Origin of the sequence: Streptomyces sp. NPDC059900 (genome assembly GCF_050270335.1) — a bacterium.
GTDB lineage: Bacteria > Actinomycetota > Actinomycetes > Streptomycetales > Streptomycetaceae > Streptomyces.
Genome location: NZ_JBNNJZ010000014.1, coordinates 25,782 through 51,022, shown reverse-complemented (window position 1 = coordinate 51,022; position 25,241 = coordinate 25,782). Strand labels below are relative to the sequence as shown.

Sequence of the window (25,241 nt, the reverse complement as noted above, 5' to 3'; positions counted from 1 at the left end):
GGCCAACGGTCCAGACCTCGCAGACGCGTCTGCCTGCGGCGGCCACCGCGCGGGTGCGGGCACGCCGTGGTTGCTCGCGCAGTTCCCCGCGCCCCTGACGGGGCGTCCCCCTCACCTGTGCTTACGGAGCCACGCCAGCACGGCCTTGGCGAGCGCCGGATTCTTCAGGAGCACACCCCCGTGCGCCGAGCCCGGCTCGATGCGTACCGTCACGTCCCGCAGGCCCGCCACCGACTCGGCGTGCGCGAGGTCGGTGGAGTGCGCCACCGGCACGAAGTCCGCCGCCGAGTGCGTGAGCAGCATCGGGGCGTCGTCCTTGCCCGAGGCATGCGACTTGGCGGCGAGATCCTCCCACCGCGCCAGGCACCGCGCCGTGCCCCCTGCCGGAGAGCACCCCGCGAGCCGCTCGGCGGCGTCCCGCAGCCCCCGTTGAGCGGAGGACGCGGCGGTCATCCCGCCGTCCGTCCAGGCCCGGTAGGGCGAGGCCACGGGGGAGAGCGCCGCCACGGCACGCACCCGCTTGCGCCCGGCGCCGTAGGTCCCTGCACTGACGGCGAGATGCCCCCCGGCGGACGACCCGAGCACCACGGGAGTACCGCCGCCCCGCCGCTTCACCCACCGCAGGGCCGCGAGCACGTCGTCGCGCTGCGCGGGCCATGCGGCGTCGGACGTCAGCCGGTAGTCGGTGTCGTAGACGGTGAATCCGCGCGCCGCGAACCACCGCGCCCACCCGCTCCAGTCGGTGTCCCGCAGCCAGGAGCCGCCGTGCAGGATCATCAGGGCGGGATGCCCGGACCGGTCGCCGTACACGGTGATGTTCTGGCGGGCATGCCTCCCGTACGAGAAAGTCGCGGCCGGGGGCGGCCCGGGGGCGGCGGCCTGGACCGGCGGCGGTTCGGGTGCGGCAGCCTTGGCCGGCGGCGGTTCGGGTGCGGCCTCGACCGCGGCACTGGACGACAGCAACGCCACGCAGAGGGCGATGACCGGCAACGTACGACGCATGGCCAGATGGTTCACCGCCCGGCACCGGCGCCGCCGCAGAAACGTATCGCGTCACCGCCACGGGTTAGCGAACGATCCCTTGTTCGCGCGAGTGGGCGAACGCACGCGAGGGCCGCCGCACCCTGAGGTGCGGCGGCCCTCGCCGTCGTCGTCGGCCCGCGGGGGGCGTGGGCGACGTCAGTTCACGGAACCCATGAGTTCCTTGACCTTCTTGCGGTTCAGCCAGATGCCGAAGCCCGCGATGACCGCGATGACCGCCTCGACGGCGACCGCACCCGAGTTGTTCAGGTCGATGCCGAGCTGCGGCGACGTCAGCAGGCCGGTGACGGAGTCGCCCGCGGTGACCGCGAGGAACCAGACACCCATCATCTGGGCGGTGTACTTCGCCGGGGCCATCTTCGTGGTGACCGAGAGGCCGACCGGGGAGAGGCAGAGCTCGCCGACGGTCTGGATGAAGTAGATCGCGACCAGCCACATCGGGCTGACCTTGCCGCCGTTGTTGGCGGTGTCGATCAGCGGGATGAGGAAGACGAGGAAGGAGATGCCGATCAGCGTGAGGCTGGAGGCGAACTTGACCGCCGTGCTCGGCTCCTTGCCCCGCTTGTTCAGCCACAGCCACGCCGAGGCGACCACGGGGGCGAGCGCCATGATGAAGATCGGGTTCAGCGACTGGTACCAGGAGGTCGGGAAGTCGAACCCGAGCAGGTGGTTCGTCGTGGAGTGCTCGCCGAAGATCGACAGGGTCGAGCCGTTCTGGTCGTAGATCATCCAGAAGACGGCGGCGACGATGAAGAACCAGACGTAGCCGGAGAGCTTGGACTGCTCCAGGGTCGTCAGCTCCTTGTCGCGCTTCATGCGGACCAGGACGGTGACCGGGATGACCAGACCGGCGATGGTGAGCGGCATCAGCGCCCAGTCGGCGAAGTTTCCGGTCACGGCGAGGAACGTGTAGAGCGCGGCCGCCACGATCAGCCAGATCAGGCCGGTGCGCAGGGCGGACTTGCGCTGCTGGGGCGTGGCGGGCTTGGAGACGACGCTGCTCTCGCCGCTCAGGTGGCGCGAGCCGAGCATGAACTGGGCGAGGCCGAGGGCCATGCCGACCGCGGCGAGCGCGAAGCCGAAGTGCCAGTTGACGTTCTCGCCCACGGTGCCGATCGTCAGCGGGGCGAGGAAGGCGCCCATGTTGATGCCGATGTAGAACAGCGTGAAGCCACCGTCACGGCGCGGGTCCTCCGGGCCGTCGTAGAGGTGGCCGACCATCGTGGAGATGTTGGCCTTCAGGAGGCCGGAGCCGAGCGCGACGAGCGCGAGGCCCGCGAAGAAGGAGGCCGAGCTCGGCAGGGCGAGGGTGATGTGGCCGAGGATGACCACGCCGGCGCCGACGGCGACCGTCTTGCGCGGTCCCCAGAAGCGGTCCGCGACCCAGCCGCCGGGCATGGCGAGCAGGTAGACCATCGACATGTAGACGGAGTAGATCGCCGTCGCCGTCGTGGCACTCATGTTCATGCCGCCGGGGGCGATCAAGTACAGCGGGAGCAGTGCTTTCATGCCGTAGAAGCTGTAGCGCTCCCACATCTCGGTCATGAACAGTGTGGCCAGTCCGCGGGGGTGGCCGAAGAAGGTCTTCTCAGAGCCAGGGGTACCGGCGGAGTCCTTCGTCAGGCTGGACGCCATGGGTCGATCCTCGTGAGTTCGGGACGCGCGGCAAGAGCGTGTGCGCGCCCGGTGGGGGGCGGTCGGCACCGGGGTCGTACCGTCCGCACACCCCCACGCCCGGGGGAGTTCGCGCTCCGTTGCCAGGAGCGGCGCTGGTGGACGGCGACTCCGAGATCCACGCCCTGGCGCGTACATGCACACAGGGCCCGACCACAGGTCATTCCTTCAAAGGCTGGCAGAGCCGGCCTGCACATAAAAGAGACCTAAGGCCGCACAGTGGGCCAAAGGTCCTTGCATAGTGCATCAGGCGTTGGGTCACCATACGCCATGTGAAGGAGGGATATGGAAGGACTTGAGAGATGGATCACAGGTTACGGTGGAACCGCCGCCCACATTTAAAGGTGATCCACAGGATCGCACCGCATAGCCGCAGGCGTCGACCGACGGAAGGCGATCACCCCACTTCGGTGGTCCGGCGCGGACTACCATCACCCCATGACCCGTGTACTGCTCGCCGAGGACGACGCGTCCATCTCGGAGCCGCTGGCCCGTGCCCTGCGCAGGGAGGGGTATGAGGTCGAAGTGCGTGAGGACGGCCCGACCGCCCTCGACGCCGGGCTGCAGGGCAGCGTCGACCTTGTCGTACTCGACCTGGGGCTGCCCGGAATGGACGGCCTGGAGGTGGCCCGCCGCCTCCGTGCCGAGGGGCACACGGCGCCGATCCTCATCCTGACCGCCCGCGCCGACGAGGTGGACACCGTCGTCGGCCTGGACGCGGGCGCCGACGACTACGTGACCAAGCCCTTCCGGCTTGCCGAGCTGCTCGCCCGGGTCCGGGCCCTGCTCCGGCGCGGCGCCGCCGAGCCGCAGCAGGCGCCGGCCACGCACGGCGTACGGATCGACGTCGAGTCGCACCGTGCCTGGATGGGCGAGGAGGAGCTCCAGCTCACGGCCAAGGAGTTCGACCTGCTGCGGGTGCTTGTCCGGGACGCGGGCCGGGTGGTCACCCGTGACCAGCTGATGCGCGAGGTCTGGGACACGACGTGGTGGTCGTCCACCAAGACCCTGGACATGCACATCTCCTGGCTCCGCAAAAAACTGGGCGACGACGCGGCGAACCCCCGCTACATCGCCACTGTGCGGGGCGTCGGCTTCCGCTTCGAGAAGAGTTGAGGGGCTGCGCCCCGTCAGGGGCGCGGGGAACTGCGCGAGCAACGCAAGACGACCCGCACCCGCCGTAGAACCGCCGCGGCCATACGCGTCTGCGACTCCGTCGTGGCTGGCCGCGCAGTTCCCCGCGCCCCTAAGGGGGGCTTCGATCGGCGACACTGAGTAAATGCGCCGCCGACTGATCAGCAGCACCCTCGCCGTAGTCCTCGTAGTGATCGCGGTCTTCGGGGTGAGCCTCGTCATCGTCGAGACGAGAACGATCAGCAGCAGCGCTCAGGAGCGAGTGACGAGCGAGGCACTCCGCCTGGCCAGCATCGTGGACAGCAGGCTCATCAGCGACGAGCGGATCAACGCCGAGATCCTGCGTGACGTCGCCGCGGTCGACACCGACCGCTACGCCCTGATCGAGATCCCCGGCCGCGCCCCCATCGAGATCGGCAAACGCCCCACCGGCGACGTCATCCACGACACGGCCGACGGCGAGGAGGGCGAGAAGGTCACCGTCGAGGAGCCGCGCACGGCCGTCACCCAGGAGGTCGGCCGCACCCTGCTGATCATCGCCGCGGTGGCCCTGCTCGCGATCGTCGCCGCCGTACTCCTCGCCGTACGCCAGGCCAACCGCCTCGCCTCGCCGCTCACCGACCTCGCGGAGACCGCCGAACGCCTCGGCTCGGGCGACCCCAGGCCACGCCACAAGCGGTACGGGGTGCCGGAGCTCGACCGGGTCGCGGACGTCCTGGACGGCAGCGCCGAGCGGATCGCCCGGATGCTGACCGCCGAGCGGCGGCTGGCCGCGGACGCCTCGCACCAGCTCCGTACGCCGCTGACGGCCCTCTCCATGCGCCTGGAGGAGATCACCGTCACCGATGACCTGGACACGGTGAAGGAGGAGGCCACGATCGCGCTCGCGCAGGTCGAGCGCCTCACCGACGTCGTACAGCGGCTGCTCACGAACTCACGCGACCCGCGCACCGGCTCCGCCGTCTCCTTCGACCTGGACGAGGTCGTCAAGCAGCAGCTCGAGGAGTGGCGCCCGGCCTACCGCAGCGCGGGCCGCGCCATCGTCAGCTCGGGCAAGCGGCATCTGCGGGCCGTGGGCACGCCGGGGGCGGTCGCGCAGGTCCTCGCGGCGCTCATCGAGAACTCACTCATGCACGTCGGGGGCACAGAGGCCCTGCGCACCCGCGTCACGGGCAACCAGACGGTCGTCGAGGTCACGGACGACGGCCCCGGCGTTCCCGCCGATCTCGGCGCGCGGATCTTCGAGCGCACCATCAGCGGCCGCAACTCGACGGGTATCGGCCTGGCGGTCGCCCGGGATCTGGCCGAAGCCGACGGCGGCCGCCTGGAGATGCTCCAGACGAAGCCGCCGGTGTTCGGCCTGTTCCTGTCGCGCACGCCGCCGAAGCGGGCGGAGGAGCCCGAGCGGACGCTTCGGTAGACCGCTGAGGGCCTAGTGCGTGCCCCGCGCTGCGGGCCGCTTCTCCTCGGCCGGCACGGCCGTGCTCCCGTCGTCCAGGAACGATTCCGCACGGGCGACGGCGTCACGGGCGGGCAGCGTCTTGAAGACCCAGGTGCGGTAGGACCAGAAGCGGAAGCAGGTGGCGATGCCGATGCCCACGAACTTGAAGATGTTGCGCTGGAGCGGGCTGTCCCAGTCGAAACCGTAGATCGCGGCGTACAGGACGCCGTTCTCGATCACCAGGCCGACCGCGCTGAACATCAGGAACAGCGTGAGCTCCTTGGTGCGGGAGCTCTTGTCGCGGTCCCGGTACGTGAAGTAACGGAAGCCCACGTAGTTGAAGGCGATGGCGACGACCGTGGCGATCACGTTCGCGCGCACGGCCTGGAGGCTCGTCATGTGCCACAGCAGGTTGGAGACGCCGAAATTCACCAGCGTGCCCAGGGCTCCCACGGCGCCGAACTTGGCCACTTCGCGCGCGAGCTGATCCAGTCGCACCCGTAGTGCGCCACGTTCCGTCATGGTGGTCGCCCCAGCCCCCGTCGTCGATTCGTTCGGTCGTCGTCTCGTCGACGTAATTGGTGATTCGGTCGCGTCAACCCAGCCATGCTAACCAGCGACCCCGGCCCGTTGCGCGTGGACGCTTCCACACTGTGGCGGCTCTGTGACGGGAGCGCCCGTACGGTGCACGGAAACCGGCCGTTCCGACGTGGCTGATACAGGCCGATACCCTGGGGGTGTGACGTTCCCGGTAGTCGGCATGGTCGGCGGCGGTCAGCTCGCCCGCATGACCCACGAGGCGGGTATCCCCCTCGGCCTGAAATTCAAGCTCCTCAGTGACACCCCTCAGGACTCCGCGGCGCAGGTCGTCGGCGATGTCGTCATCGGCGACTATCGCGACCTCGACACGCTGCGCGAGTTCGCGAGGGGCTGCGACGTGATCACTTTCGATCACGAACACGTACCCACCGAGCATCTACGTGCCCTGGAGGCGGACGGCATCCCCGTGCGCCCCGGGCCCGACGCGCTGGTGCACGCCCAGGACAAGGGCGTCATGCGCGAGAAGCTCACGGAGATCGGCGTGCCGTGCCCGCGCCACCGGATCGTGCGCGATCCGGCGGACGTGGCGGCCTTCGCGGCCGAAGGCGACGGCTTCCCCGTGATCCTCAAGACGGTGCGTGGCGGCTATGACGGAAAGGGGGTGTGGTTCGTCCGTTCCGTCGAGGACGCCGAAGATCCCTTCCGGGCCGGTGTCCCGGTCCTGGCCGAGGAGAAGGTCGACTTCGTACGGGAACTCGCGGCGAACGTCGTGCGCTCGCCGCACGGCCAGGCCGTGGCCTACCCCGTCGTCGAGTCGCAGCAGGTCGACGGCGTCTGCGACACGGTGATCGCGCCCGCTCCCGGCCTCTCCGAGGACCTCGCGGGCGCGGCGCAGGAGCTGGCGCTGCGCATCGCCAAGGAACTCGGCGTGGTCGGCCACCTCGCGGTCGAGCTCTTCGAGACCCACGACGGCCGCATCCTGGTCAACGAGCTGGCGATGCGCCCGCACAACTCCGGCCACTGGACGCAGGACGGGGCGATCACGTCCCAGTTCGCGAACCATGTGCGCGCGGTGCTCGACCTCCCCCTCGGCGACCCGCGCCCGCGGGCGAAGTGGACGGTCATGGCCAATGTCCTGGGCGGCGACTACCCGGACATGTACCAGGCGTACCTGCACTGCATGGCGCGCGACCCGCAGCTGAAGATCCACATGTACGGCAAGGACGTGAAGCCGGGCCGCAAGGTCGGCCACGTCAACACCTACGGCGACGACCTGGACGACGTGCTGGAGCGCGCGCGTCACGCGGCCGGCTATCTCAGAGGAACGATCACCGAATGACCGCACCTGTAGTTGGCATTGTGATGGGCTCCGACTCGGACTGGCCGGTCATGGAGGCCGCGGCCAAGGCTCTCGACGAGTTCGAGATCCCCTACGAGGTCGACGTCGTCTCGGCGCACCGCATGCCGCGCGAGATGGTCGCGTACGGCGAGGAAGCGGCCGACCGCGGTCTCAAGGCGATCATCGCGGGGGCCGGCGGCGCCGCGCACCTGCCGGGCATGCTCGCTTCGGTGACCCCGCTGCCGGTCATCGGCGTGCCCGTACCGCTCAAGTACCTCGACGGCATGGACTCGCTCCTGTCCATCGTGCAGATGCCCGCGGGTGTCCCGGTGGCCACGGTCTCGGTGGGCGGCGCGCGCAACGCGGGCCTCCTCGCGGCGCGCATCCTCGCCGCGCACGACCCCGAAATCCTCGGCCGCATGCGGGAGTTCCAGCAGGAGCTGAACGAACAGGCCACGGAGAAGGGCAAGCGGCTCCGTACGAAGGTCGAGGGCGCGGGGTCCGGCTTCGGCTTCGGCTCGGGGAAGTGAGCGCGATGACTGCGCTGGACGAGGCCCGCGCGCTGCTCGCCGACTTCCCCGTGGTCGACGGGCACAACGACCTGCCCTGGGCGCTGCGCGAGAAGGCCGGTTACGACATCGACCGCCTCGACATCGCGGCCGACCAGACGGGCAGCCTGCACACGGACATCGCACGCCTGCGGGCGGGCGGTGTCGGCGCGCAGTTCTGGTCGGTGTACGTCCGCACGGACCTGACGGGCGACGCGGCGGTGAGCGCGACGCTCGAACAGATCGACTGCGTCGACCAGTTGCTCACGCGCTACCCCGCTGACCTGCGGCGCGCGCTGACGGCCGCGGACATGGAAGCGGCGCGGGGCGAGGGCCGTATCGCGTCCCTGATGGGAGCCGAGGGCGGCCACTCGATCAACAACTCCCTCGCGACCCTGCGGGCGTTGCACGCGCTCGGCGTCCGCTACATGACGCTGACGCACAACGACAACATCGCGTGGGCGGACTCGGCGACGGACGAGCCGGGCGTCGGGGGCCTCTCCCCGTTCGGCCACGAGGTGGTCCGGGAGATGAACCGCAGCGGCATGCTCGTGGACCTCTCCCACGTGGCGGCGACGACGATGCGGGCGGCCCTGGACACGTCCGTGGCGCCCGTGATCTTCTCGCACTCCTCGTCCCTCGCGGTGTGCGACCACCCGCGCAACATCCCGGACGACGTCCTGGAGCGCCTGCCCGCGAACGGCGGCGTCGCGATGGTCACGTTCGTGCCGAAGTTCGTCCTCCAGGCGGCGGTCGACTGGACGGCGGCGGCCGACGAGAACATGCGGGCGCACGGCTTCCACCACTTGGACACGACGCCGGAGGCGATGAAGGTCCACGCGGCCTTCGAGGAGTCCACCCCGCGCCCGGTCGCCACGGCCTCGACGGTCGCCGACCACCTCGACCACATGCGCGAGGTCGCGGGCGTCGACCACATCGGCATCGGCGGCGACTACGACGGCACGGCGTTCACGCCGGACGGCCTCGACGACGTCTCGGGCTACCCGAACCTGATCGCGGAGCTCCTGACCCGCGGCTGGTCGAAGCCGGACCTGGCCAAGCTGACGTGGCAGAACGCGGTCCGCGTGCTCGGCGCCGCGGAGGACGTGGCACGGGACGAGCAGTCCCGGCGCGGTCCGTCGAACGCGACGCTCCAGCAGTTGGACGGCTGAGGGTGAGCGACGAGCCGGACGGCTCGTCGCTCACCGCGTGCGCCACTGGTGTCCGGGCAGGAAGCGCACGTCGTACTGCTCGGGGACGGTCGCGAACTTCTCGGGCGTGGGCACCACGGGCTCGCGCGGCAGGCCGAGCCCTTCGGCGGGCGCACCGAGCGTCTCGAAGAACCGCTCGAAGGTGCCGCCGGGCCCCGCGGCGACGCCGACGACCTGGCTGTGGTGGCGCTCCATGCGGTAGGCGTGCGGGCAGTTCTTGGGCACGAAGCCGAAGTCGCCGGGGGTGAGGAGCTTCTCCAGCTGCTCGCCCTCCAGGTCCTCGACGAAGAGGCGGACGGCGCCCTGGGTGACGTAGAAGACCTCGTACGTGTCGGGGTGCAGGTGGGCCGGGATGACGTTGCCCGCGGGGCCCTCGACGGTGAAGAAGTTGAAGCCGTTCTCGGTCTGCTCGCCGCCCGCGTAGATGGTGATCAGGTCGCCGAACAGATGGGCGCGGTCGCCCGCTCCCTTCTCGATGACATAGGGCTTGCCCGGCTCGGCGGGGATGCGGGAAGCGCTCCGGTGGCGGGTGGCGTACTCGATGGTCATGGGCTCTTCCGGAGGCTGGGCGACGATGAATGTCAGGCAGCCTGACATAGTGAGTCCGTGGCGGGCAAGGAGCGGCCCCGCGTACCCATAGGCTCTCGGCATGCACGCCACCGGCCGCAACCTCCCGCAACTCCTCGGCGACGCCCGTCGCTGGTTCGAGGACGCGCTCCTCGCGACCCTGGAGGAGGCGGGGGAGGCGCAGGTGTCGCCGGCCCAGGCGGGCCTCTTCGCCGTCCTCGACGAGGAGGGCACGACGGTCTCCGAGCTGGCCCGCCGGATGGGCGTCACCCGGCAGACCGCCCATCAGGCGGTGCACGGCCTGGTCGCCGCGGGCCTCCTGGAGCAGGTGCCCGACCCCTCGTCGGGGCGCCAGCGGCTGATCCGCCGCACCGAGGAGGGCGCACGTACGCACCGGAGGGCGGAGCTGGTCCTGCGCCGGGTCGAGCGGGAGCTCGCCGACCGGATCGGCGAGCCGCAGGTGCGGGCGCTGCGGGCGGCGCTGGAACTCCCGTGGGGCGATCCGCCGGTTCTCGCGCCGGGTCTGGATCCGGGACTCGCTCCGGGCAGGGACTGACCCCGGCCGACCCCCGCAAAACACAGCTGCCCTCCCCCCGCGGCAGGGGAAGGGCAGCTGCGTCGTTCTCGGGTTACGGCAGGTTGCGGGCCATGACGATCCGCTGGACCTGGTTCGTGCCCTCGTAGATCTGGGTGATCTTCGCGTCGCGCATCATGCGCTCGACGGGGTAGTCACGGGTGTAGCCGTAGCCGCCGAGGAGCTGGACGGCGTCCGTGGTGACCTCCATCGCGACGTCCGAGGCGAAGCACTTGGCGGCCGCACCCTGGAAGGTGAGGTCCGCGTCACCGCGCTCCGACTTGGCCGCGGCGGCGTACGTCAGCTGACGCGCGGCCTCGATCTTCATCGCCATGTCCGCGAGCATGAACTGCACGCCCTGGAAGTCGCCGATCGGCTTCCCGAACTGCTTGCGCTCCTGGACGTACCCCTTCGCGTAGTCCAGGGCGCCCTGTGCGATGCCGAGCGCCTGGGCCGCGATGGTGATGCGGGTGTGGTCCAGGGTCTTCATCGCCGTGGCGAAGCCCGTGCCCTCCTCGCCGATCATGCGGTCGGCGGGGATGCGAACGTTGTCGAAGTAGACCTCGCGGGTCGGCGAACCCTTGATGCCGAGCTTCTTCTCCGGGGCGCCGAAGGAGACGCCCTCGTCCGACTTCTCGACGACGAAGGCGGAGATGCCCTTCGAGCGCTTGGTCGGGTCGGTCACGGCCATCACCGTGTAGTACTCGGAGACGCCCGCGTTCGTGATCCAGCGCTTCACGCCGTTCAGGACCCAGGAGTCGCCGTCACGGACGGCCCGCGTCTTCATGCCCGCCGCGTCCGAGCCAGCGTCCGGCTCGGAGAGGCAGTACGAGAACATGCCCTCGCCCTTGGCGAGCGGCGTCATGTACTTCTTCTTCAGCTCCTCGGACCCGGAGAGGATCACGGGGAGCGAGCCCAGCTTGTTCACCGCCGGGATCAGGGAGGACGAGGCGCAGACGCGGGCCACTTCCTCGATCACGATGACCGTGGCGAGCGCGTCGGCGCCGGTGCCGCCGAAGCTCTCGGGTACGTGCACGGCGTGCAGGTCGGAGGCCACGAGGGCGTCGAGCGCCTCCTGCGGGAAGCGGGCCTCCTCGTCCACCGCGGCGGCGAACGGTGCGATCTTCGCCTCGGAGAGCGAACGGATCGCGTCCCGGAGCATGTCGTGCTCCTCGGACGGGCGGTACAGGTCGAAATCAGCCGATCCGGCCAAGGTTTCTCACGCTCCAAGGACGCTAATTACTGTTAAGTAACCCAAATTTTAGAGGGCGGCTCACGCGACGGATACGTGAGCTTGCCGACAGCGGGCGGCAGCCGGGCGGCGAGCAGTCGGCAATAGCGGGAACGTGCCCGGTCAAGGGCCCGACTATGCTCGGGCACCGCACTGACGGCCGTATACCCCTGGAGCACCGCATGGCCCTCAAGATCACCGTGATCGGCACCGGCTACCTCGGTGCGACGCACGCCGCGGCCATGGCCGAGCTCGGTTTCGAGGTGCTCGGCCTCGACGTCGTGCCCGAGAAGATCGAGATGCTGCAACGGGGCGAGGTCCCGATGTACGAGCCCGGTCTGGAGGAGCTGCTGCGCAAGCACGTCGCCGGGATCGAGGGTTCGAGCGGGCGGCTCCGCTTCACCATGGACTTCGCGGAGGTCGCCGCCTTCGGTGACGTCCACTTCGTCTGCGTGAACACCCCGCAGAAGCATGGCGAGTACGCCTGCGACATGAGCTACGTGGACAGCGCCTTCGCGCAGCTCGCCCCGCATCTGACGCGCCCCGCGCTCGTCGTCGGCAAGTCCACCGTGCCGGTCGGCTCGGCGGACCGCCTCGCGCGCGAGCTGGCCGCGGCGGCTCCTGCGGGCGCCGAGGCCGAGCTGGCCTGGAACCCGGAGTTCCTGCGCGAGGGCCTGGCCGTGAAGGACACGCTGCACCCCGACCGCATCGTCGTCGGCGTCCGCAGCGCGCACGCCGAGAAGCTGCTCCGCGAGGTGTACGCGGGGCCGATCGGCGAGGGCTCGCCCTTCGTCGTGACCGACTTCCCGACCTCCGAGCTCGTGAAGACCTCGGCCAACTCCTTCCTCGCCACGAAGATCTCCTTCATCAACGCGATGGCCGAGGTGTGCGAGGCCGCGGGCGGCGACGTCGTGAAGCTGGCGGAGGCGCTCGGCTACGACGACCGGATCGGCAAGAAGTTCCTGCGGGCCGGGATCGGCTTCGGCGGCGGTTGCCTGCCCAAGGACATCCGGGCGTTCATGGCGCGGGCGGGCGAACTGGGGGCGGACCAGGCCCTGACCTTCCTTCGCGAGATCGACTCCATCAACATGCGCCGGCGCGGGCAGATGGTGGAGATGGCGCGCGAGGCGCTGGGCGGCGGGTCCTTCCTGGGCAAGCGGGTCGCGGTCCTCGGCGCCACGTTCAAGCCGGACTCCGACGACGTACGTGACTCGCCGGCGCTGAACGTCGCCGGGCAGATCCACCTCCAGGGCGGCCAGGTCACGGTGTACGACCCCAAGGGGATGGCGAACGCGGGCCGGCTCTTCCCGACGCTGGCGTACGCGGAGAGCGCCCTGGACGCGGTGCGGGGCGCCGACGCGGTGCTGCACCTCACGGAGTGGCGGGAGTTCCGCGAGCTGGACGCGGAGGCCCTTGGCGAGGTGGCGTCGAACCGCCTCATCCTGGACGGCCGCAACGCGCTCGACCCGGAGGTCTGGCGCGCGGCGGGCTGGACGTACCGGGCGATGGGGCGGCCTTCGGCCTGAGGCCTGTCGGGCCGCTTGTCCGGGGCGGACAAGGCCGCACGCCCGGCGTCGCCGTACCCGACTGTCCCGCCCCCTCGCGCCCGCCCGCTTCTACGCCGCCGTCGCCGGCGGCACCCCCAAGGACGACGGCGACGGCGGCACTCTGCGCCTGCTGAAGAGCCGCCCGCTGAAGCGCCGTCGGCTAGAGAGCCGCCTGTCGGCGTCGTCTCTCGCGCGCCGCCCGTGCCGCGAAGTCCGCGCCGCGCAGCACCCGTTGGACGTTGCCCCACGTCAGGCGGGCGAGATCCGCGTCGGGCCAGTCGCGCTCGATGAGCTCGGCGACGAGGTACGGATAGTGCGAGACGTCGCCCAGGCCGTCGGGGTGCGCGTCTGGCGTGTCGTACATACCCGAGAGGCCCACGGACTCCGGGCCCGCGAGCCGGCGTACGTGATCGAGGTGGTCCGCCACCTCACGTATCGAGGAACCCGTCTGCCCGGCCGCCAGGGGCACCAGGCACAGGCCCTTGGCGGCGCCGAGCGCGGTGAGCAGGTCGTCCGGGAGGTTCGCCGGGGAGTCCCGCAGCGCGCGGGCCCCCGAGCGGGCGAAGACCACCGGCGCCCTGGAGACGGCGAGCACCCGGCGAGCGGTGGCATCGGACGCCCCGGACAGCTCGGCGAGCACCCCCAGCCGGTTCAGCTCGCGCACCACTTCCTCGCCGAAGGGACTCAGCCCGTCGGGGCCCGCCCATGACGTGCCGGAGAGCGTCAGCGAGCACAGGCCGAGGGCGTGCAGGGCGCGCAGGGTGGCCAGCGAGTCGCCGATCGCCTCGGCGCGCGCCGGGCCGAGCAGGGCGGCGATGCGGCCGCAGTGACGGGCGTCGGCCACCTCGGACGCCGACGTGGCGAGGCGCAGCCCCTCGGAGTGGCTGCGGACGGCGTGCTTGGCGAGGTCGAGCTGTTCGAGGGTCGCGCCGAGCACGCGGTCACCGGTGACGGACTCCGGGACGTGCACGGACCAGAACTGCGCCCCCACACCGCCGGCCCGCAGGCGCGGCACATCGGCGTCCACGGCGCTGTCGCCCAGCTCCAGGTCGTACCAGGGAAGTCCGCTCAGCGCCCACGGCAGCCCGCTGTAGCCGTCGGCGACGGGATGCGCGGCGAGCAGCGCGCGAGCCCGCCTGAGCGGGTCCGGCACGGAAGGCTCGGGTCTGGGCAGCAGCTCTCCGGCCGCCGTCTTGGACCGGGAGCCGGGCGCCGTCGCCGTCTCGCTCACCGGTCCGGGCTCGAAGGCGTCGGATATGGGCGGGGTTTCGGGGGTTCGCGCGGCGGGCCGGTCGAGGTCTCCGGCTGCGGCGGTGGTGTCGAGGTCGACCTGCAGATCTGCCATTGGCGTGCTCCGGGCGTCAGGTGGGGTCCGGTCCACCGTGACACGGGGGAGCCGCGCCTTCGCGGCGGGCGGAGCGTTCGGGGTACCCCCCTGGCACGCAGCCGTGCGCACGGCATGCGAAAGGCCCCGCCGATCCCGGCGGGGCCCTTGCGCGTATGAGCGGAACGCCCGGGGCTCAGCCGCCCGAGACCGTCACCTTCTCGTCGTTGTTCAGCTGCTCCACCATCTGCTTGACCTTGGCCTTGTCCCACAGGAGGTTGCCGCCGGTGGAGCCCGCGAGCGGCATGTTCATGGACTTGCCGTCGCCGCCCGTGACGCCCTTCATCGCCCAGAACATGGACGCCACGTCGAACAGGCCCATGTCCTTGTCGACGATCAGCGTGTCCAGGCCGGCGCCCATCGTGGGGTAGAGCTTGAAGGGGTTCATGACCGTGCCGGGCGTCGCCGCCTGGTTGGCCAGGGCCGCGAGGAACTTCTGCTGGTTCTTCGTACGGTCCAGGTCGCTGCCCGGCAGGGCGTAACGGGTGCGGACGAAGGCCAGGGCCTGCTTGCCGTCGAGGGTCTGCTTGCCCGCCTCGAAGTCGGCGCCGGACTTCTCGTCCTTGAAGCCCTTGGGGATGTCCATCTCGACGCCGCCGACCGCGTCCACGATCTTCGCGAAGCCGCCGAAGCCGATCTCGGCGTAGTGGTCGATCCGCAGGCCGGTGTTGTACTCGACGGTGCGCACGAGCAGCTCGGGGCCGTCTTCGGCGTACGCGGCGTTGAGCTTCGTCTGGCGGCCCTGGTTCGGGTAGAGCTTCCCGGACTCGGCGCCCTTGAAGGACGGGATCGTCACGTTCGAGTCGCGGGGCAGCGAGATCATCGTGTTCCCGCCGTCGTCCGCGACGTGCAGGATCATCATCGAGTCCGTGCGCTTGCCCTCGGCGGAGCCCGTGTGGAGGTCCTTCTTGTCCTGGTCGGACATGCCCTCGCGGCTGTCGGAGCCGACGATCAGGTAGTTCGTGCCGTCGCCGCCGTCGGGGCGCTCGATGACCTTGGAGAGGTCGACCTCGCGCTTGAGCTTGGAGTCGGCCCAGAAGTACGTGCCGACGGAGACCGCGACGAGCACCACGACCAGGGTGATCGAGCCGATCTTGATGCGGCGCCGCCAGTTCGGGGCGGGGCGGGGTGCACGGGTGGCGTATCCGTCGCCGCCGCCCTGGCCGCCGTTGCCGTTCGGTGAGCCGTAGACCTGACCGGTGTTGTAACCGCTGTCGTAGCCGTCCTGGCGGGGGCTGCGGGGCTCGAACATGTCGTCGCGAGCGTCACCGTACCGCTGGCCGGAGCCGTCGTCGTAGGACTGCTGCTGCGGGACGCCTCCCGCCTGCTGCTGGCCCGGTCGGCCGGACGGGCCGCCGCGCTGGACATGCCGCATCCTGCGGGCGCCCTCAGGCTGTGCGCTCCCGCTGCCGCGGCCGTATCGTCGGCCGCCCTGGTCGTCAGGCCAATCGCTCATGTGGACCAGTGTGCCGCGTCCGGCAGGGTGCCTTACAGGGCCGGTGTGATTTCGGGTCAGGGCTGTTGCAGAGCTGATGCAAAGCGGCCGGGGCGCGGTCGGGACATACGTCAGACATAGGGTGGAGCCCATGACAGACCTGGCCCCCGGCACGGAATCGGAGATTCCGGGCAAGCCGACCTCGGCGTCCCGTACGACTCTCAGCCACATCATGACCCACGCCGACACCAACCTCCTCGGGACGGTGCACGGCGGTGTGATCATGAAACTGGTGGACGACGCCGCGGGAGCGGTCGCGGGACGGCACTCGGGCGGGCCCGCGGTCACCGCGTCCATGGACGAGATGGCCTTCCTGGAGCCGGTGCGCGTCGGCGACCTGGTCCATGTGAAGGCGCAGGTGAACTGGACGGGCCGCAGCTCCATGGAGGTCGGCGTCCGGGTCCTGGCCGAGCGCTGGAACGAGTCGACGCCCGCGCAGCAGGTGGGCTCCGCGTATCTCGTCTTCGCCGCCGTCGACGCGGACGGCAAACCGCGCACCGTGCCGCCGGTGCTCCCGGAGACCGAGCGGGACCGGCGCCGCTACCAAGAGGCGCAGATCCGGCGCACGCACCGTCTCGCGCGGCGCCGGGCCATCAAGGAGCTGCGGCAGGCGCGTGCCGCCGAGGGCCTCGACGACTGAGCCCCCTGGCGGCCCCCGCCCGTCAGGAGCCCCCTACCGGCACACCACCTGGTCGCCGGTCAGGGCGCCGAACTCGCCCTGGTAGGCGTCCTCCGCCTGTACCGGCCTGATCCGCTTGAAGTCCTGGGCCACGAAGACCTTCAGGGTCGAGCCGAGGCCGTTCACCGGCTTCATGATGCTGCCGGGCAGCGCGGTCGCCAGGGACTTCGCCGAGCGGTCCCAGCGCGGGTCGTACGCGACGACCGTGCGCTTGAGCGGGGCGCCCGGCCAGTTGCCCGGAGCCCGCGTCGTCCGGAAGCCGGTGGACCGCAGCGCGGTGTCGACCTGCTTGCCCAGGCCCGGCCTGCCCGTGCCGTTGTCGACCTGCACCCGGATCTGCTGCGGGGACACGTCGACGATGGCCCGCTTGGCGTGGTGCGCGGCCAGGGGACGGTCCGCGCGGATCGCGTCGAAGAGCTTCACGGACTTGCGCGGGTCCCACTTCAGCGTCGACCCGATGCCCGGCACGTTCACACCCTTGTCGAGCAGCGGCACCGTGGTGAACTCCGACGAGCGCGGCGAGAAGCCGCGCATCGCCCGCCCCAGGGAGAGCATCTCGTTCGTGCCGAAGCCGCCGTCGGCCCGGACCGAGCTGAGCAGCGTCCGGCTCACGTCGCGGAACTTCAGCGGGTTGAGCAGCACCCCGCTGCCGGTGGCCTTGGAGATCAGCGCCGCGAGGAACCGCTGCTGGCGGCGCATCCGGCCCAGGTCCGACGAGCCGTCGACGTGCCGGGTGCGGACGTACTGGAGCGCGGCGCCGCCGTTCAGCGTGTGCGTGCCGACGGGCAGGTCGAGCCCGGTGTACGAGTCCTTGAGCGGGCGGGCCGTGCAGATCTCGACGCCGCCGAGCACGTCCACGGTCTTCATGAAGCTGGTGAAGTCGACCTCCAGATAGTGGTCGATCTTGACCTTCGTCATGTTCTCGACGGTCCGCACGGTGAGGTTCGCGCCGCCCTCCGCGTACGCCGCGTTCATCTTGACCGGGTGCGGCTTGTGCTTCTCGCCGGAGTTCCGGTCGACGTGCTCGGGCATCTCCGCGTAGCTGTCCCGGGGCAGGCTCACGACGCTGGCGCGGTTCCGGTCCTCCGAGATGTGCACGATCATGATCGTGTCCGTGCAGTGACAGGGCGCTCCGCCCAGGCGGTACTTCTCCTTGTCCGCATCGGTGACCTTGTCGCGGCCGTCGGTGCCCACCAGCAGGACGTTCATGCCGTTGCCCGCCTTGGGGCGGTTCTTCATGTCCTTGAAGGCGTCGACCCGGTCGATCTTGGTGTCGAGGCTCGTGACGACGGCGTGCCCGATCCCGGCCGCCGCGAGCACCGTCACGGAGAACACCGTCGCCGCCCGCGCGACCCAGCGTGGCCGCCTGCGCCGCTTGACCTGCCGACCCGTGGGCTGCTGCACGGGCTGCCTCGCGCGTGGCGGGCGTTGGCCACGCGGTGGCGGCGTCGGGTAGCGGCGGGGCGGTGTGGGCACGTGAGGGGACACCTCCGCGGTGGCCGGGACGGGTGGGGGAGAGTCTCGATGGGCCGGGGAATGCCAGAACCGTAGGCCCATACGATCTGCGACCCGGGGCAGCAGGCCGGGCGGCGCGCGCCGGTGTCCCCCATTCGCGGTAACGTGGCGCCGATGAACGCGACGCCTCACGTGCAGCTTCCTGCCGTTTCCGTGATCATGCCGGTGCTCAACGAGGAACGGCATCTGCGTGCTGCCGTATCCGCGATCCTCGAACAGGATTACGACGGTGAGATGGAGGTCGTCGTCGCGCTCGGTCCCTCCACGGACCGCACGGACGAGATCGCCGCCGAACTGGTCGCCGAGACCGCCGGGCACCGCGCCAGGGTGCAGACCGTCCCGAACCCCACGGGCCGCACGCCCGCGGCCCTGAACGCCGCGATCAAGGCGTCGAGCCACCCCATCGTGGTGCGCGTGGACGGCCACGGCATCCTCTCGCCCGGCTACATCGCCACGGCGGTGCGCCTCCTGGAGGAGACCGGCGCGCAGAACGTAGGCGGCATCATGCACGCCGAGGGCGAGAACGCCTGGGAGGACGCAGTCGCCGCCGCCATGACGTCGAAGATCGGCGTGGGCAACGCCGCCTTCCACACCGGCGGCGAGGCCCAGCAGGCGGAGACCGTCTACCTCGGCGTCTTCCGCCGCGAGGCCCTGGAACAGCAGGGCGGCTACAACGAAGAGTTCATCCGCGCCCAGGACTGGGAGCTGAACTTCCGCATCCGCGAGGCCGGCGGACTCATCTGGTTCTCGCCCGAGCTGAAGGTGCAGTACCGCCCGCGGCCGAGCGTGAAGGCCCTGGCCAAGCAGTACAAGGACTACGGCCGCTGGCGGCACGTCGTCGCCCGCTACCACGAAGGCTCCATCAACCTGCGCTACCTCGCGCCGCCGACCGCGGTCTGCGCGATCGCGGCCGGCGTCGTCGTGGGCGCCCTGGTCACGCCGTGGGGCTTCGTCGTCCCCGCCGGCTACCTCGCGGCGATCGTGGCGGGCTCGCTGCCCGCGGGCAAGGGGCTTCCGCTGAAGGCGCGCCTCCAGATCCCGGTGGCGCTCGCGACCATGCACATGTCGTGGGGCTGGGGCTTCCTGACCAGCCCGCGCTCGCTGGCCAAGCGGGTCATCGCCTCGCGGCGCCCGGCCGTGCTCAGCGAGGCCTGAGGCACTTAACCGCCTTCCGGACGTCCGGACGGACCCGGCCCGCTTCTGCTTCCTGCGGGCCGGGGCCGGGCCGGGGTCGGTCCGGCGTCGGCGTCACTCCCAGGTGAACTTCGGGTTCACGTGCATGCAGGCCTTCTTGTCCGAGCCGTTGAGCGCGTCGGCCGAATCCGGCGTCTTGTCGTCCTGCTTCGACTTGGGATAGGTGTTCCCCTCCCGCCAGTCGGCGCCGACGACCAGGGTCACCCCGGAGACGTCCGTCGACTTCTTCACCGAACTCAGCTTCATGCCGAGGGACTTGGCGACCCGCTGGGCGTCGCCCTCCAGGTCCGCGCTGGGGAACTTGATGACGGTCTTCTCCTGCGCGAGTGCCGCCGTCGAATCGGCCGTCGCCTTGGTGAAGCCCTTCCCGGCGAGGATCTGGGTGACGGTGGTCGCCCGCCCGCCGACCGGGGGCTCGGTGTCGGAGCGGGTGCCGTTCTGCACCTGTACGGCGATCTCGGCGTCGTCGGCCGCCGGGTCGTCCGAGACCTTCTCCTCGGCGGGCTTCTTCTTGCCCTTGCCGTCCAGCGAGACGTCGTCGCGTACGAGGCGGAAGAGCTGCTCGGCGTCGCCCGGCTTGGGGATCACCCGCGCGCCCACGTACTCGAACGGCATGGTCGTCATCGTGGTCCGCTCCGGGGAGACCTTCTTGAGCTCGTTGCTCAGGTCGTAGAGCTTCTTGACGCTGCCGAGGCCCTCGTCGACCTTGAGCGCGCTGGTGGCCGTCTCGGCGAGTTTGCGCAGCTTGTTGGGGCTGCTCAGACCGGCGTTCTCGCGCAGCTCGCGCACAAGTGAGTTCATGTACATGTGCTGGGCCTTGGCGCGGCTGATGTCGCTGCCGTCGTCGAAGCCGTAGCGGGTGCGCAGCCACTGGAGGGCCTGCTTGCCCTTGATGGACGTGGTGCCCTCTTCGAGCTTCAGACCCGATCCGTGGCCCTCGCTGTCGCGCGAGTGGATGTTGGCGTCCACACAGACCGGCACGCCGCCGATGGCGTCGGCCATGTCGACCACACCGGAGAAGTCCACTTCCATGAAGTGGTTGATGTGGATGTTGGTGAGCTTCTCCCAGGTGGCGACCGTGCAGCCGGGGCCGCCGCGGCCGAGCGTCTGGTTCGTCATCGTCCGCTGCGTGGAAGCCTCGTAGACCTTGCCGTCGTCCGGGTCGGTGCACTTGGGGATGTCGAGCAGCGTGTCGCGCGGCATGCTGATGACCGACATGTTCGTGCGGTCGGCCGACAGATGGAGCAGCATCTGGACGTCGGCGAGCGGTGTGCCGCCGAAGGTCTCCTTGGCGCCGCCGAGCTTCTGGTTCTCCTTGGAGTCCCGTGCGTCCGAGCCGATCAGCAGGATGTTCAGCGGAGTCTGGCCCGCGGCGTTAGGCGTGGGCTCGGGGGCCCGGTCCTCGCCGATGTTCAGCTCGTCGGTCTCCAGGTTGTTGTTCAGGTGCTGGTACCAGAGGTACCCGACGCCGGCCGTGCCGAGGATCAGCACCGAAAGGACCGTCGCCGACCAGCGGAGTATCCGGCGTCTTGGACGCGGTGCGCGCGGGCCGCCGCTCCCGCCGCGGTGCCGCTGCTTGCCGCCGTCCGCCGGTGGATTCCCGCCCTCGTGCTGCGGGCTTTCTTCCAAGCCAAGATCACTTGCGTGCGGGGCACGTTCTCGCGCCCCCTCCCCACGCACGCTGCTCTTCCCCATCCCCTGCCCCTCCCCGCGCCCCCGGCGCTCCCCGCGCCAGCCCGAATTACGGCCATCCTGCGCCTTGTTAGACGCAGAATGGCCGCTTCAGGTCACTTGGCACACACAGTCTTGTCCGCTTCGACCTTCTGGATGTCCTTCGGCGCCTTCGACGGAGCGCTGATGGAAACCCCGGCCCCCTTGAAGTCGCTGCCGAGCGTCAGCTTGATGGCGGGGAGCCCCTGCGAGTTCTTCTCGCTCTTCCCCGGCTTCATCGCGGAGCCCGAGAGCCCCATGACGTCGGCGAGCCGCCGGGCCTGGTCGGCCTGGTCGGGTGCGTACTCCAGCGTCGTCTTCTTGAGGTCGGACGGCGCGTTGCCGAGCTGGCTTGCCTTGGACATGCCCTCAGTGTTCTGCAAGTACGTGAGAGTTGCCTGAGCGGCGCCGGTCTTCCCGCTGCCGTTGTAGATGTTGACCCGCACGTCGGAGGCCGCGGACTTGCTGCCCTTGAGGCGGGCGGCGATCTCCTTCTTCTCCTTCTTCTCCTGGTCCTTCACCGCGGTCAGCGACTCGTCGGCGCGCATCATGGCGAAGAGCTGCTCGGCCTTCTCCTCGTTCGGGACGACCGTCGTGTGGACCTTCTCCGCCGGGTTGTCGACGACGGGCACGGTCGCGAAGCTCAGGTTCTTCATGTCGAACTTGCCGAGCTCCATGCCCAGGTCACGGAGTTTCATGATGTCCGCGATCTTGGAGTCGACGGTGAGTGCCTCGGTGCCCGCTTCGGCCAGCTTTATCATCTTCGACGGGCTGGTGAGCGTGTCGTTCGACTTGAGCTTGCGCATCAGCGAGCTGAGGAACTGCTGCTGGAGCTCGATGCGGCTCAAGTCGCCGCCGGTGCCCACGGAGTGGCGCGTGCGGACGAACGCCAGCGCGTCCTCGCCCTCGATGGTGTGCTTGCCCGCGGGCAGATTCAGGTGCGAGTCCGGGTCGTCGATGTCCTTGGCCAGGCAGACGTCCACGCCGCCGACCGCGCTGGAGAGCGTCTTGACCGCGTTGAAGTCGGCCACCATGAAGTGGTCCATCTTTATGCCGGTGATCTCGGTGACCGTACGCATGGTGCAGCTGGGCGTGCGGTCGTTCTGGCCGAGGCTCTCGTTGAAGCGGACGCCCTTCGAGCCGGCGATGGTCTTCTTGGTGCCGTCCTCCATCTCCGTCGGACAGTCCGGAATGTCCGTGATCATGTCGCGCGGGATGCTCAACGCGGTCGCGTTCGTACGGTCCTTGGAGACGTGCAGCAGGATCGTCGTGTCGGCGTGACCGAGGCTGCCCTTGTCGCCGTACTTCTCGTTGCCCTTGCCGCTGCGCTTGTCCGTGCCCATCACCAGGATGTTGATGGCGCGGTCCTTGCTGAAGCCGCCGGTGCCCGCTCCGTCGTCGTTGATGGAGGTGATGTTGTCGTTCAGGTGCTGGTAGTAGAGGTACCCGGCGGTGCCCGTCGCGACCAGGACGAGCGCGAGCGTGCCGCCCGTCCACACCAGGGCCTTCTTGCCCTTGGACTTCTTCGGCTTCTGCTTGCGCCGCCCGCTCGCGGGCTCCGGCTGCGGAGCCCGGCGTCTGCGCTGCGGCGGCACGTCCCGCTGTTCGTCACGTGAGTCACGGGGCTCACGTGACTCACGGGGCTCACCGCGTCGGCCGTCGCGGCCGCGCGTTCCCTGGCGTGACGAGGACCGCGTCGATCTGCGGGGTCCGGGCACTGCCGACTGCCCTCCGGAAGGGCTCAGTCGCAGTTCGTAATCGCCGGTGTTCGGGTTGAGTACCCACTGGTCTGCGGGGTCGATGTTCTCCGCCCGCCCACGGCCTTGCGCGTCCACGGTTGTCTGCGTCCTCCGTCGGGGCCACGCGGCGCCTTTCCCCCCTCAGACAAGGCGCTCGGTCAGTCGTCCAGCGGTGCGCGGCCATGAAGGGCCTGCGCACCGGATCGCTCACACTATCCGGCCAGTTCAGCGCTGAACGACGCCGGTGACAAATTCCACTCCCCTACAACTGGGCAATCCGCCCTATTTCTTTGTGCGGGCGGTCTTGCGCTTGAGCATGGCTTTACTCGCAGGTCGTTCCGGCCGCCGTGTTGCCGCGGAATGTGGGGGCGGGACTCGGCGTATCCGCGGGGTCGTCCGGCTTCTCGTCGCTCTCGTAGTCGTACTCTCCGGAGTCTTCGTAGTCGTCGTACTCGTCCTGCTCGCCGGACCCCGGCGAATCGTCCTGGCGGCCCTCCGCCTGTTCGCTGCTGGGGGTCGGCGCGGGCTCCTCGCGTGTCACCTGGAGGGGTTCGTCCCTTCGGAGCCGCGAGAAGAGCTCGTCCGCGGCGGGCTCCACGAGTTCATCCCGATTGGCGTCGTAGACATAGGACCGACGCGGCACCGTGAGGAACTGCACCTGTTCTGTGGGGATGTTGCGCATGCCGCGCACCAGTTCGTACAAACCACGCAAACTCGCAAGTGCCGGGTCGGTCGTCAGCGAAGAAGTGGCCGCGTCCAGAACGGGATAGAGCTTCCCCGGATTGAGCAGGACGTCATTGCTCTGCACCTTGTTGACGAGTGCCGCGAGGAACTGCTGCTGGCGGTCCATCCGGTCGGTGTCACTGCCGTTGCCGATGCTCTTGCGGGCCCGCACATAGCCGAGCGCCTGTTCGCCGTTGAGGGTCTGCATGCCCGCGGCGATCTTCAGATGGGCGGCCTTGTCGTTGATCGGTCGCTTGAGGCAGACCTGTACGCCGTCGACCGCGTCGACCATGTCCTTGAACCCGGCGAAGTCCACGACCATGTGGTGGTCGACGCGGATCTTCGTCATCTTCTCGACCGTACGAATGGTGCAGGCCGTCCCGCCGAACTCGTAGGCCCAGTTGAACTGGGCGAACTGGGCCCGTGTCCGCGACCCGTCGGGCTTGCGGCAGCTGGGCAGGTCCACCATCACGTCCCGCGGGATCGACACCGCGGTCGCGCTCTTCCGGTCGGCGGCGAGGTGCAGCAGGATCGTGGTGTCCGAGCGCTGGGTGCCCGGATCGCGGCCGTACTTCTTGTTGCCGCGGCCCGCCCTGGTGTCGGAGCCGATGAGCAGGATGTTCTGCGCGCCGTGCACGAGCGCCGTCGGGCGCTCCTTCTCGTAGCGGGCCAGTTCGGCCGCGGCGTCCGTGTCCTTGGTGATGTTGCCGTCGAGCTTCTTGTAGATCGCCCACCCGGCGCCCCCGGCCACGAGCACCAGCCCGGCCGCCCCTATCGCCGTCCAGCGCAGCCAGCGCCGCCTGCGCCGGGCGACGCCCTCACCGGTGGGACTGGAGCCCGCGCCGGGTGCGTGCGTGCCCGGCGTCCCAGGCAGGTCGCCGTCCGGGTCCGGGCGATCCGGTCCGGCGGGCATGCCTGCGGTGTCGGACACGTCTACGTCCACCCCTCATCGCGACGTCGGTGCAAGGTGCGCTTCTACGACCATGGACCGACGTGACGCCGGGGGCCTGCGGACCGGGGGCCGGGGTGGGCCGAACGGGGGACGGCGGGGGCCGCCGGGGCATCGCGGGGAGCCGGGGGAGGGGCGCGGCAGGGGCGCGGGCTACTTGGCGGTGGCGGTGACCCGCTCGTCCTCGATCCGCTTCGCGAGGCCGTCCCCGGACAGCTGGCCGAGATGGCGGCAGAGCACCACGGAGCCGCCGGAGGCCAGCGGGGCGTACAGGCCGGAGCTCAGGCCCTCCCAGGTGTCGTACGAAAGCCCCGAGAGCAGCCGTGAGCCGGGCGCGAGCCCGAGCGATCCGGCATCGGCGCGGGCCCGCTCCACCAGCTCCGCACCCGTCAGCTCGCCGGCGCCGCCGACGGCAAGGGCGGTCTCGTCCGGGTCCACGGGCGCGTACGGGGCGAACCGGTCGCCCTGGCTCGGCACCTCGACCGCGTAGTCGGCGAAGCCCGCGGGAGCCTGCGGGAAGCGCCCGCCGAGGGGCCTGAGCGCGAGCGCGACCCGTTCCCCGGAGCAGGCCTTGGCCGCGTCGAGCGATTCGGGGCCGCTGACGACGAGGTCGGCACCGGCCGGGTCGCCGCCCACGTCGGCGACGACGCCGACGGAGGAACAGGCGAGCAGCCAGACCGCCGTCTGCCAGTGCGCGGGCAGCAGCAGCGCGAGCCGGTCACCGGGCTCGGCGGCGAGATCGCCCTGGAGCAGGTTGGCGGTCTTGGCCACCCAATTGGCGAAGGTGGCCACGGACAATTCGACGCGCTCGCCGGTGGCGTCGTCGTAGAAGGTGATGAGCGGGCGGCCCGGGTCCGCGGCGAGCGCGGATCGCAGCAGGTCGGCAGGGGTGCGGTCGGTGGCGTTCACGGGCGCAAGGGTACGCGCGTGCTCCGGTGCGCCCGGGCGTGGCGGGGGAGTTCGGGCCACCGGTTCGGAGGACACGGACGGACGGATTCGGCGGACG

The 25,241-nt window shown here is 70.2% G+C and carries 21 protein-coding genes; 9 read left to right on the top strand and 12 right to left on the bottom strand.

The window, feature by feature from the left end:
* Positions 1 to 111 precede the first annotated feature (111 nt).
* Together ACQKIP_RS04575 and ACQKIP_RS04570 are read right to left on the bottom strand one after the other, a co-directional pair.
* Positions 112 to 1,002: an alpha/beta hydrolase family protein gene (locus ACQKIP_RS04575; RefSeq protein WP_365863751.1), complete on the bottom strand. Its 891-nt coding sequence runs from the start codon at positions 1,000 to 1,002 to the stop codon at positions 112 to 114.
* A gap of 177 nt (positions 1,003 to 1,179) precedes the next feature.
* Entirely contained in the window at positions 1,180 to 2,676 is a 1,497-nt protein-coding gene (locus tag ACQKIP_RS04570; protein WP_365863749.1) for a peptide MFS transporter, read from the bottom strand.
* 477 nt (positions 2,677 to 3,153) lie between these two features.
* Here ACQKIP_RS04570 and ACQKIP_RS04565 point away from each other — a divergent pair, with 477 nt between their 5' ends.
* Together ACQKIP_RS04565 and ACQKIP_RS04560 are read left to right on the top strand one after the other, a co-directional pair.
* Positions 3,154 to 3,831 (top strand): response regulator transcription factor, encoded by a 678-nt coding sequence (locus ACQKIP_RS04565; protein WP_190083462.1) that lies wholly within the window; start codon positions 3,154 to 3,156, stop codon positions 3,829 to 3,831.
* Positions 3,832 to 3,994: 163 nt separating this feature from the next.
* Entirely contained in the window at positions 3,995 to 5,269 is a 1,275-nt protein-coding gene (locus ACQKIP_RS04560; RefSeq protein WP_427742146.1) for an ATP-binding protein, read from the top strand.
* 12 nt (positions 5,270 to 5,281) lie between these two features.
* Here ACQKIP_RS04560 and ACQKIP_RS04555 read toward each other — a convergent pair whose 3' ends face one another.
* Positions 5,282 to 5,812, bottom strand: a complete 531-nt coding sequence (locus ACQKIP_RS04555; RefSeq protein ID WP_365863746.1) for a GtrA family protein — start codon at positions 5,810 to 5,812, stop codon at positions 5,282 to 5,284.
* 187 nt (positions 5,813 to 5,999) lie between these two features.
* On the opposite strand from ACQKIP_RS04555, the gene ACQKIP_RS04550 reads away from it, so the two are divergent.
* Genes ACQKIP_RS04550 through ACQKIP_RS04540 form a run of 3 tightly spaced genes read left to right on the top strand, consistent with a single transcriptional unit; the run spans position 6,000 to position 8,889 of the window.
* Positions 6,000 to 7,169 (top strand): 5-(carboxyamino)imidazole ribonucleotide synthase, encoded by a 1,170-nt coding sequence (locus ACQKIP_RS04550; RefSeq protein ID WP_365863744.1) that lies wholly within the window; start codon positions 6,000 to 6,002, stop codon positions 7,167 to 7,169.
* Entirely contained in the window at positions 7,166 to 7,699 is a 534-nt protein-coding gene (purE, locus tag ACQKIP_RS04545; protein WP_361199272.1) for a 5-(carboxyamino)imidazole ribonucleotide mutase, read from the top strand. The genes ACQKIP_RS04550 and purE overlap by 4 nt, the downstream gene beginning before the upstream one ends.
* 5 nt (positions 7,700 to 7,704) lie before the next feature.
* Positions 7,705 to 8,889, top strand: a complete 1,185-nt coding sequence (locus ACQKIP_RS04540; RefSeq protein ID WP_365863888.1) for a dipeptidase — start codon at positions 7,705 to 7,707, stop codon at positions 8,887 to 8,889.
* 30 nt (positions 8,890 to 8,919) lie between these two features.
* On the opposite strand, the gene ACQKIP_RS04535 is transcribed toward ACQKIP_RS04540, so the two are convergent.
* Positions 8,920 to 9,477 (bottom strand): quercetin 2,3-dioxygenase, encoded by a 558-nt coding sequence (locus ACQKIP_RS04535; protein ID WP_365863742.1) that lies wholly within the window; start codon positions 9,475 to 9,477, stop codon positions 8,920 to 8,922.
* Positions 9,478 to 9,577: 100 nt separating this feature from the next.
* On the opposite strand from ACQKIP_RS04535, the gene ACQKIP_RS04530 reads away from it, so the two are divergent.
* Positions 9,578 to 10,051: a MarR family winged helix-turn-helix transcriptional regulator gene (locus tag ACQKIP_RS04530; RefSeq protein ID WP_365863740.1), complete on the top strand. Its 474-nt coding sequence runs from the start codon at positions 9,578 to 9,580 to the stop codon at positions 10,049 to 10,051.
* Between the two features lie 73 nt (positions 10,052 to 10,124).
* Here ACQKIP_RS04530 and ACQKIP_RS04525 read toward each other — a convergent pair whose 3' ends face one another.
* Positions 10,125 to 11,282, bottom strand: coding sequence for an acyl-CoA dehydrogenase (locus tag ACQKIP_RS04525; RefSeq protein WP_365863738.1), 1,158 nt, complete (start codon positions 11,280 to 11,282; stop codon positions 10,125 to 10,127).
* Positions 11,283 to 11,482: 200 nt separating this feature from the next.
* Between ACQKIP_RS04525 and ACQKIP_RS04520 the strand changes: the two genes are divergently transcribed.
* The gene (locus tag ACQKIP_RS04520; RefSeq protein WP_365863736.1) at positions 11,483 to 12,826 is read left to right on the top strand and encodes a UDP-glucose dehydrogenase family protein; all 1,344 of its coding nucleotides are present in this window, start codon (positions 11,483 to 11,485) and stop codon (positions 12,824 to 12,826) included.
* 181 nt (positions 12,827 to 13,007) lie between these two features.
* Here ACQKIP_RS04520 and ACQKIP_RS04515 read toward each other — a convergent pair whose 3' ends face one another.
* On the bottom strand, positions 13,008 to 14,192 hold the full coding sequence (locus tag ACQKIP_RS04515) for a dipeptidase (protein WP_365863734.1): 1,185 nt from the start codon (positions 14,190 to 14,192) through the stop codon (positions 13,008 to 13,010).
* A gap of 175 nt (positions 14,193 to 14,367) precedes the next feature.
* On the bottom strand, positions 14,368 to 15,687 hold the full coding sequence (locus tag ACQKIP_RS04510) for an LCP family protein (protein ID WP_365863732.1): 1,320 nt from the start codon (positions 15,685 to 15,687) through the stop codon (positions 14,368 to 14,370).
* A gap of 130 nt (positions 15,688 to 15,817) precedes the next feature.
* On the opposite strand from ACQKIP_RS04510, the gene ACQKIP_RS04505 reads away from it, so the two are divergent.
* Positions 15,818 to 16,366: an acyl-CoA thioesterase gene (locus ACQKIP_RS04505; RefSeq protein ID WP_365863731.1), complete on the top strand. Its 549-nt coding sequence runs from the start codon at positions 15,818 to 15,820 to the stop codon at positions 16,364 to 16,366.
* 33 nt (positions 16,367 to 16,399) lie between these two features.
* Here ACQKIP_RS04505 and ACQKIP_RS04500 read toward each other — a convergent pair whose 3' ends face one another.
* Positions 16,400 to 17,962: an LCP family protein gene (locus tag ACQKIP_RS04500; protein ID WP_365863729.1), complete on the bottom strand. Its 1,563-nt coding sequence runs from the start codon at positions 17,960 to 17,962 to the stop codon at positions 16,400 to 16,402.
* Between the two features lie 72 nt (positions 17,963 to 18,034).
* Here ACQKIP_RS04500 and ACQKIP_RS04495 point away from each other — a divergent pair, with 72 nt between their 5' ends.
* Positions 18,035 to 19,075: a glycosyltransferase family 2 protein gene (locus tag ACQKIP_RS04495; protein WP_365863727.1), complete on the top strand. Its 1,041-nt coding sequence runs from the start codon at positions 18,035 to 18,037 to the stop codon at positions 19,073 to 19,075.
* A 93-nt stretch (positions 19,076 to 19,168) separates the two neighbouring features.
* Here the strand turns inward: ACQKIP_RS04495 and ACQKIP_RS04490 are convergent, their stop codons facing one another.
* The 4 genes from ACQKIP_RS04490 to ACQKIP_RS04475 form a co-directional block, all read right to left on the bottom strand.
* Positions 19,169 to 20,809, bottom strand: coding sequence for an LCP family protein (locus tag ACQKIP_RS04490; RefSeq protein ID WP_427742140.1), 1,641 nt, complete (start codon positions 20,807 to 20,809; stop codon positions 19,169 to 19,171).
* A gap of 92 nt (positions 20,810 to 20,901) precedes the next feature.
* Positions 20,902 to 22,659, bottom strand: coding sequence for an LCP family protein (locus ACQKIP_RS04485; RefSeq protein ID WP_365863723.1), 1,758 nt, complete (start codon positions 22,657 to 22,659; stop codon positions 20,902 to 20,904).
* A gap of 226 nt (positions 22,660 to 22,885) precedes the next feature.
* Entirely contained in the window at positions 22,886 to 24,217 is a 1,332-nt protein-coding gene (locus tag ACQKIP_RS04480) for an LCP family protein (RefSeq protein ID WP_427742138.1), read from the bottom strand.
* Positions 24,218 to 24,388: 171 nt separating this feature from the next.
* Positions 24,389 to 25,144: a TIGR03089 family protein gene (locus tag ACQKIP_RS04475; RefSeq protein ID WP_365863722.1), complete on the bottom strand. Its 756-nt coding sequence runs from the start codon at positions 25,142 to 25,144 to the stop codon at positions 24,389 to 24,391.
* Positions 25,145 to 25,241 lie beyond the last annotated feature (97 nt).

What these genes read in the sequence shown, in the direction of transcription:
- ACQKIP_RS04505 (WP_365863731.1), top strand. Translation starts at nt 15,818, where the DNA reads ATGACAGACCTGGCCCCCGGCACGGAATCGGAGATTCCGGGCAAGCCG.
- ACQKIP_RS04515 (WP_365863734.1), bottom strand. Translation starts at nt 14,192, where the DNA reads ATGGCAGATCTGCAGGTCGACCTCGACACCACCGCCGCAGCCGGAGAC.
- ACQKIP_RS04535 (WP_365863742.1), bottom strand. Translation starts at nt 9,477, where the DNA reads ATGACCATCGAGTACGCCACCCGCCACCGGAGCGCTTCCCGCATCCCC.
- ACQKIP_RS04540 (WP_365863888.1), top strand. Translation starts at nt 7,705, where the DNA reads ATGACTGCGCTGGACGAGGCCCGCGCGCTGCTCGCCGACTTCCCCGTG.
- ACQKIP_RS04570 (WP_365863749.1), bottom strand. Translation starts at nt 2,676, where the DNA reads ATGGCGTCCAGCCTGACGAAGGACTCCGCCGGTACCCCTGGCTCTGAG.
- ACQKIP_RS04565 (WP_190083462.1), top strand. Translation starts at nt 3,154, where the DNA reads ATGACCCGTGTACTGCTCGCCGAGGACGACGCGTCCATCTCGGAGCCG.
- ACQKIP_RS04575 (WP_365863751.1), bottom strand. Translation starts at nt 1,002, where the DNA reads ATGCGTCGTACGTTGCCGGTCATCGCCCTCTGCGTGGCGTTGCTGTCG.
- purE (WP_361199272.1), top strand. Translation starts at nt 7,166, where the DNA reads ATGACCGCACCTGTAGTTGGCATTGTGATGGGCTCCGACTCGGACTGG.
- ACQKIP_RS04500 (WP_365863729.1), bottom strand. Translation starts at nt 17,962, where the DNA reads ATGGGCCTACGGTTCTGGCATTCCCCGGCCCATCGAGACTCTCCCCCA.
- ACQKIP_RS04510 (WP_365863732.1), bottom strand. Translation starts at nt 15,687, where the DNA reads ATGAGCGATTGGCCTGACGACCAGGGCGGCCGACGATACGGCCGCGGC.
- ACQKIP_RS04520 (WP_365863736.1), top strand. Translation starts at nt 11,483, where the DNA reads ATGGCCCTCAAGATCACCGTGATCGGCACCGGCTACCTCGGTGCGACG.
- ACQKIP_RS04560 (WP_427742146.1), top strand. Translation starts at nt 3,995, where the DNA reads ATGCGCCGCCGACTGATCAGCAGCACCCTCGCCGTAGTCCTCGTAGTG.
- ACQKIP_RS04555 (WP_365863746.1), bottom strand. Translation starts at nt 5,812, where the DNA reads ATGACGGAACGTGGCGCACTACGGGTGCGACTGGATCAGCTCGCGCGC.
- ACQKIP_RS04530 (WP_365863740.1), top strand. Translation starts at nt 9,578, where the DNA reads ATGCACGCCACCGGCCGCAACCTCCCGCAACTCCTCGGCGACGCCCGT.
- ACQKIP_RS04490 (WP_427742140.1), bottom strand. Translation starts at nt 20,809, where the DNA reads ATGGGGAAGAGCAGCGTGCGTGGGGAGGGGGCGCGAGAACGTGCCCCG.
- ACQKIP_RS04495 (WP_365863727.1), top strand. Translation starts at nt 18,035, where the DNA reads ATGAACGCGACGCCTCACGTGCAGCTTCCTGCCGTTTCCGTGATCATG.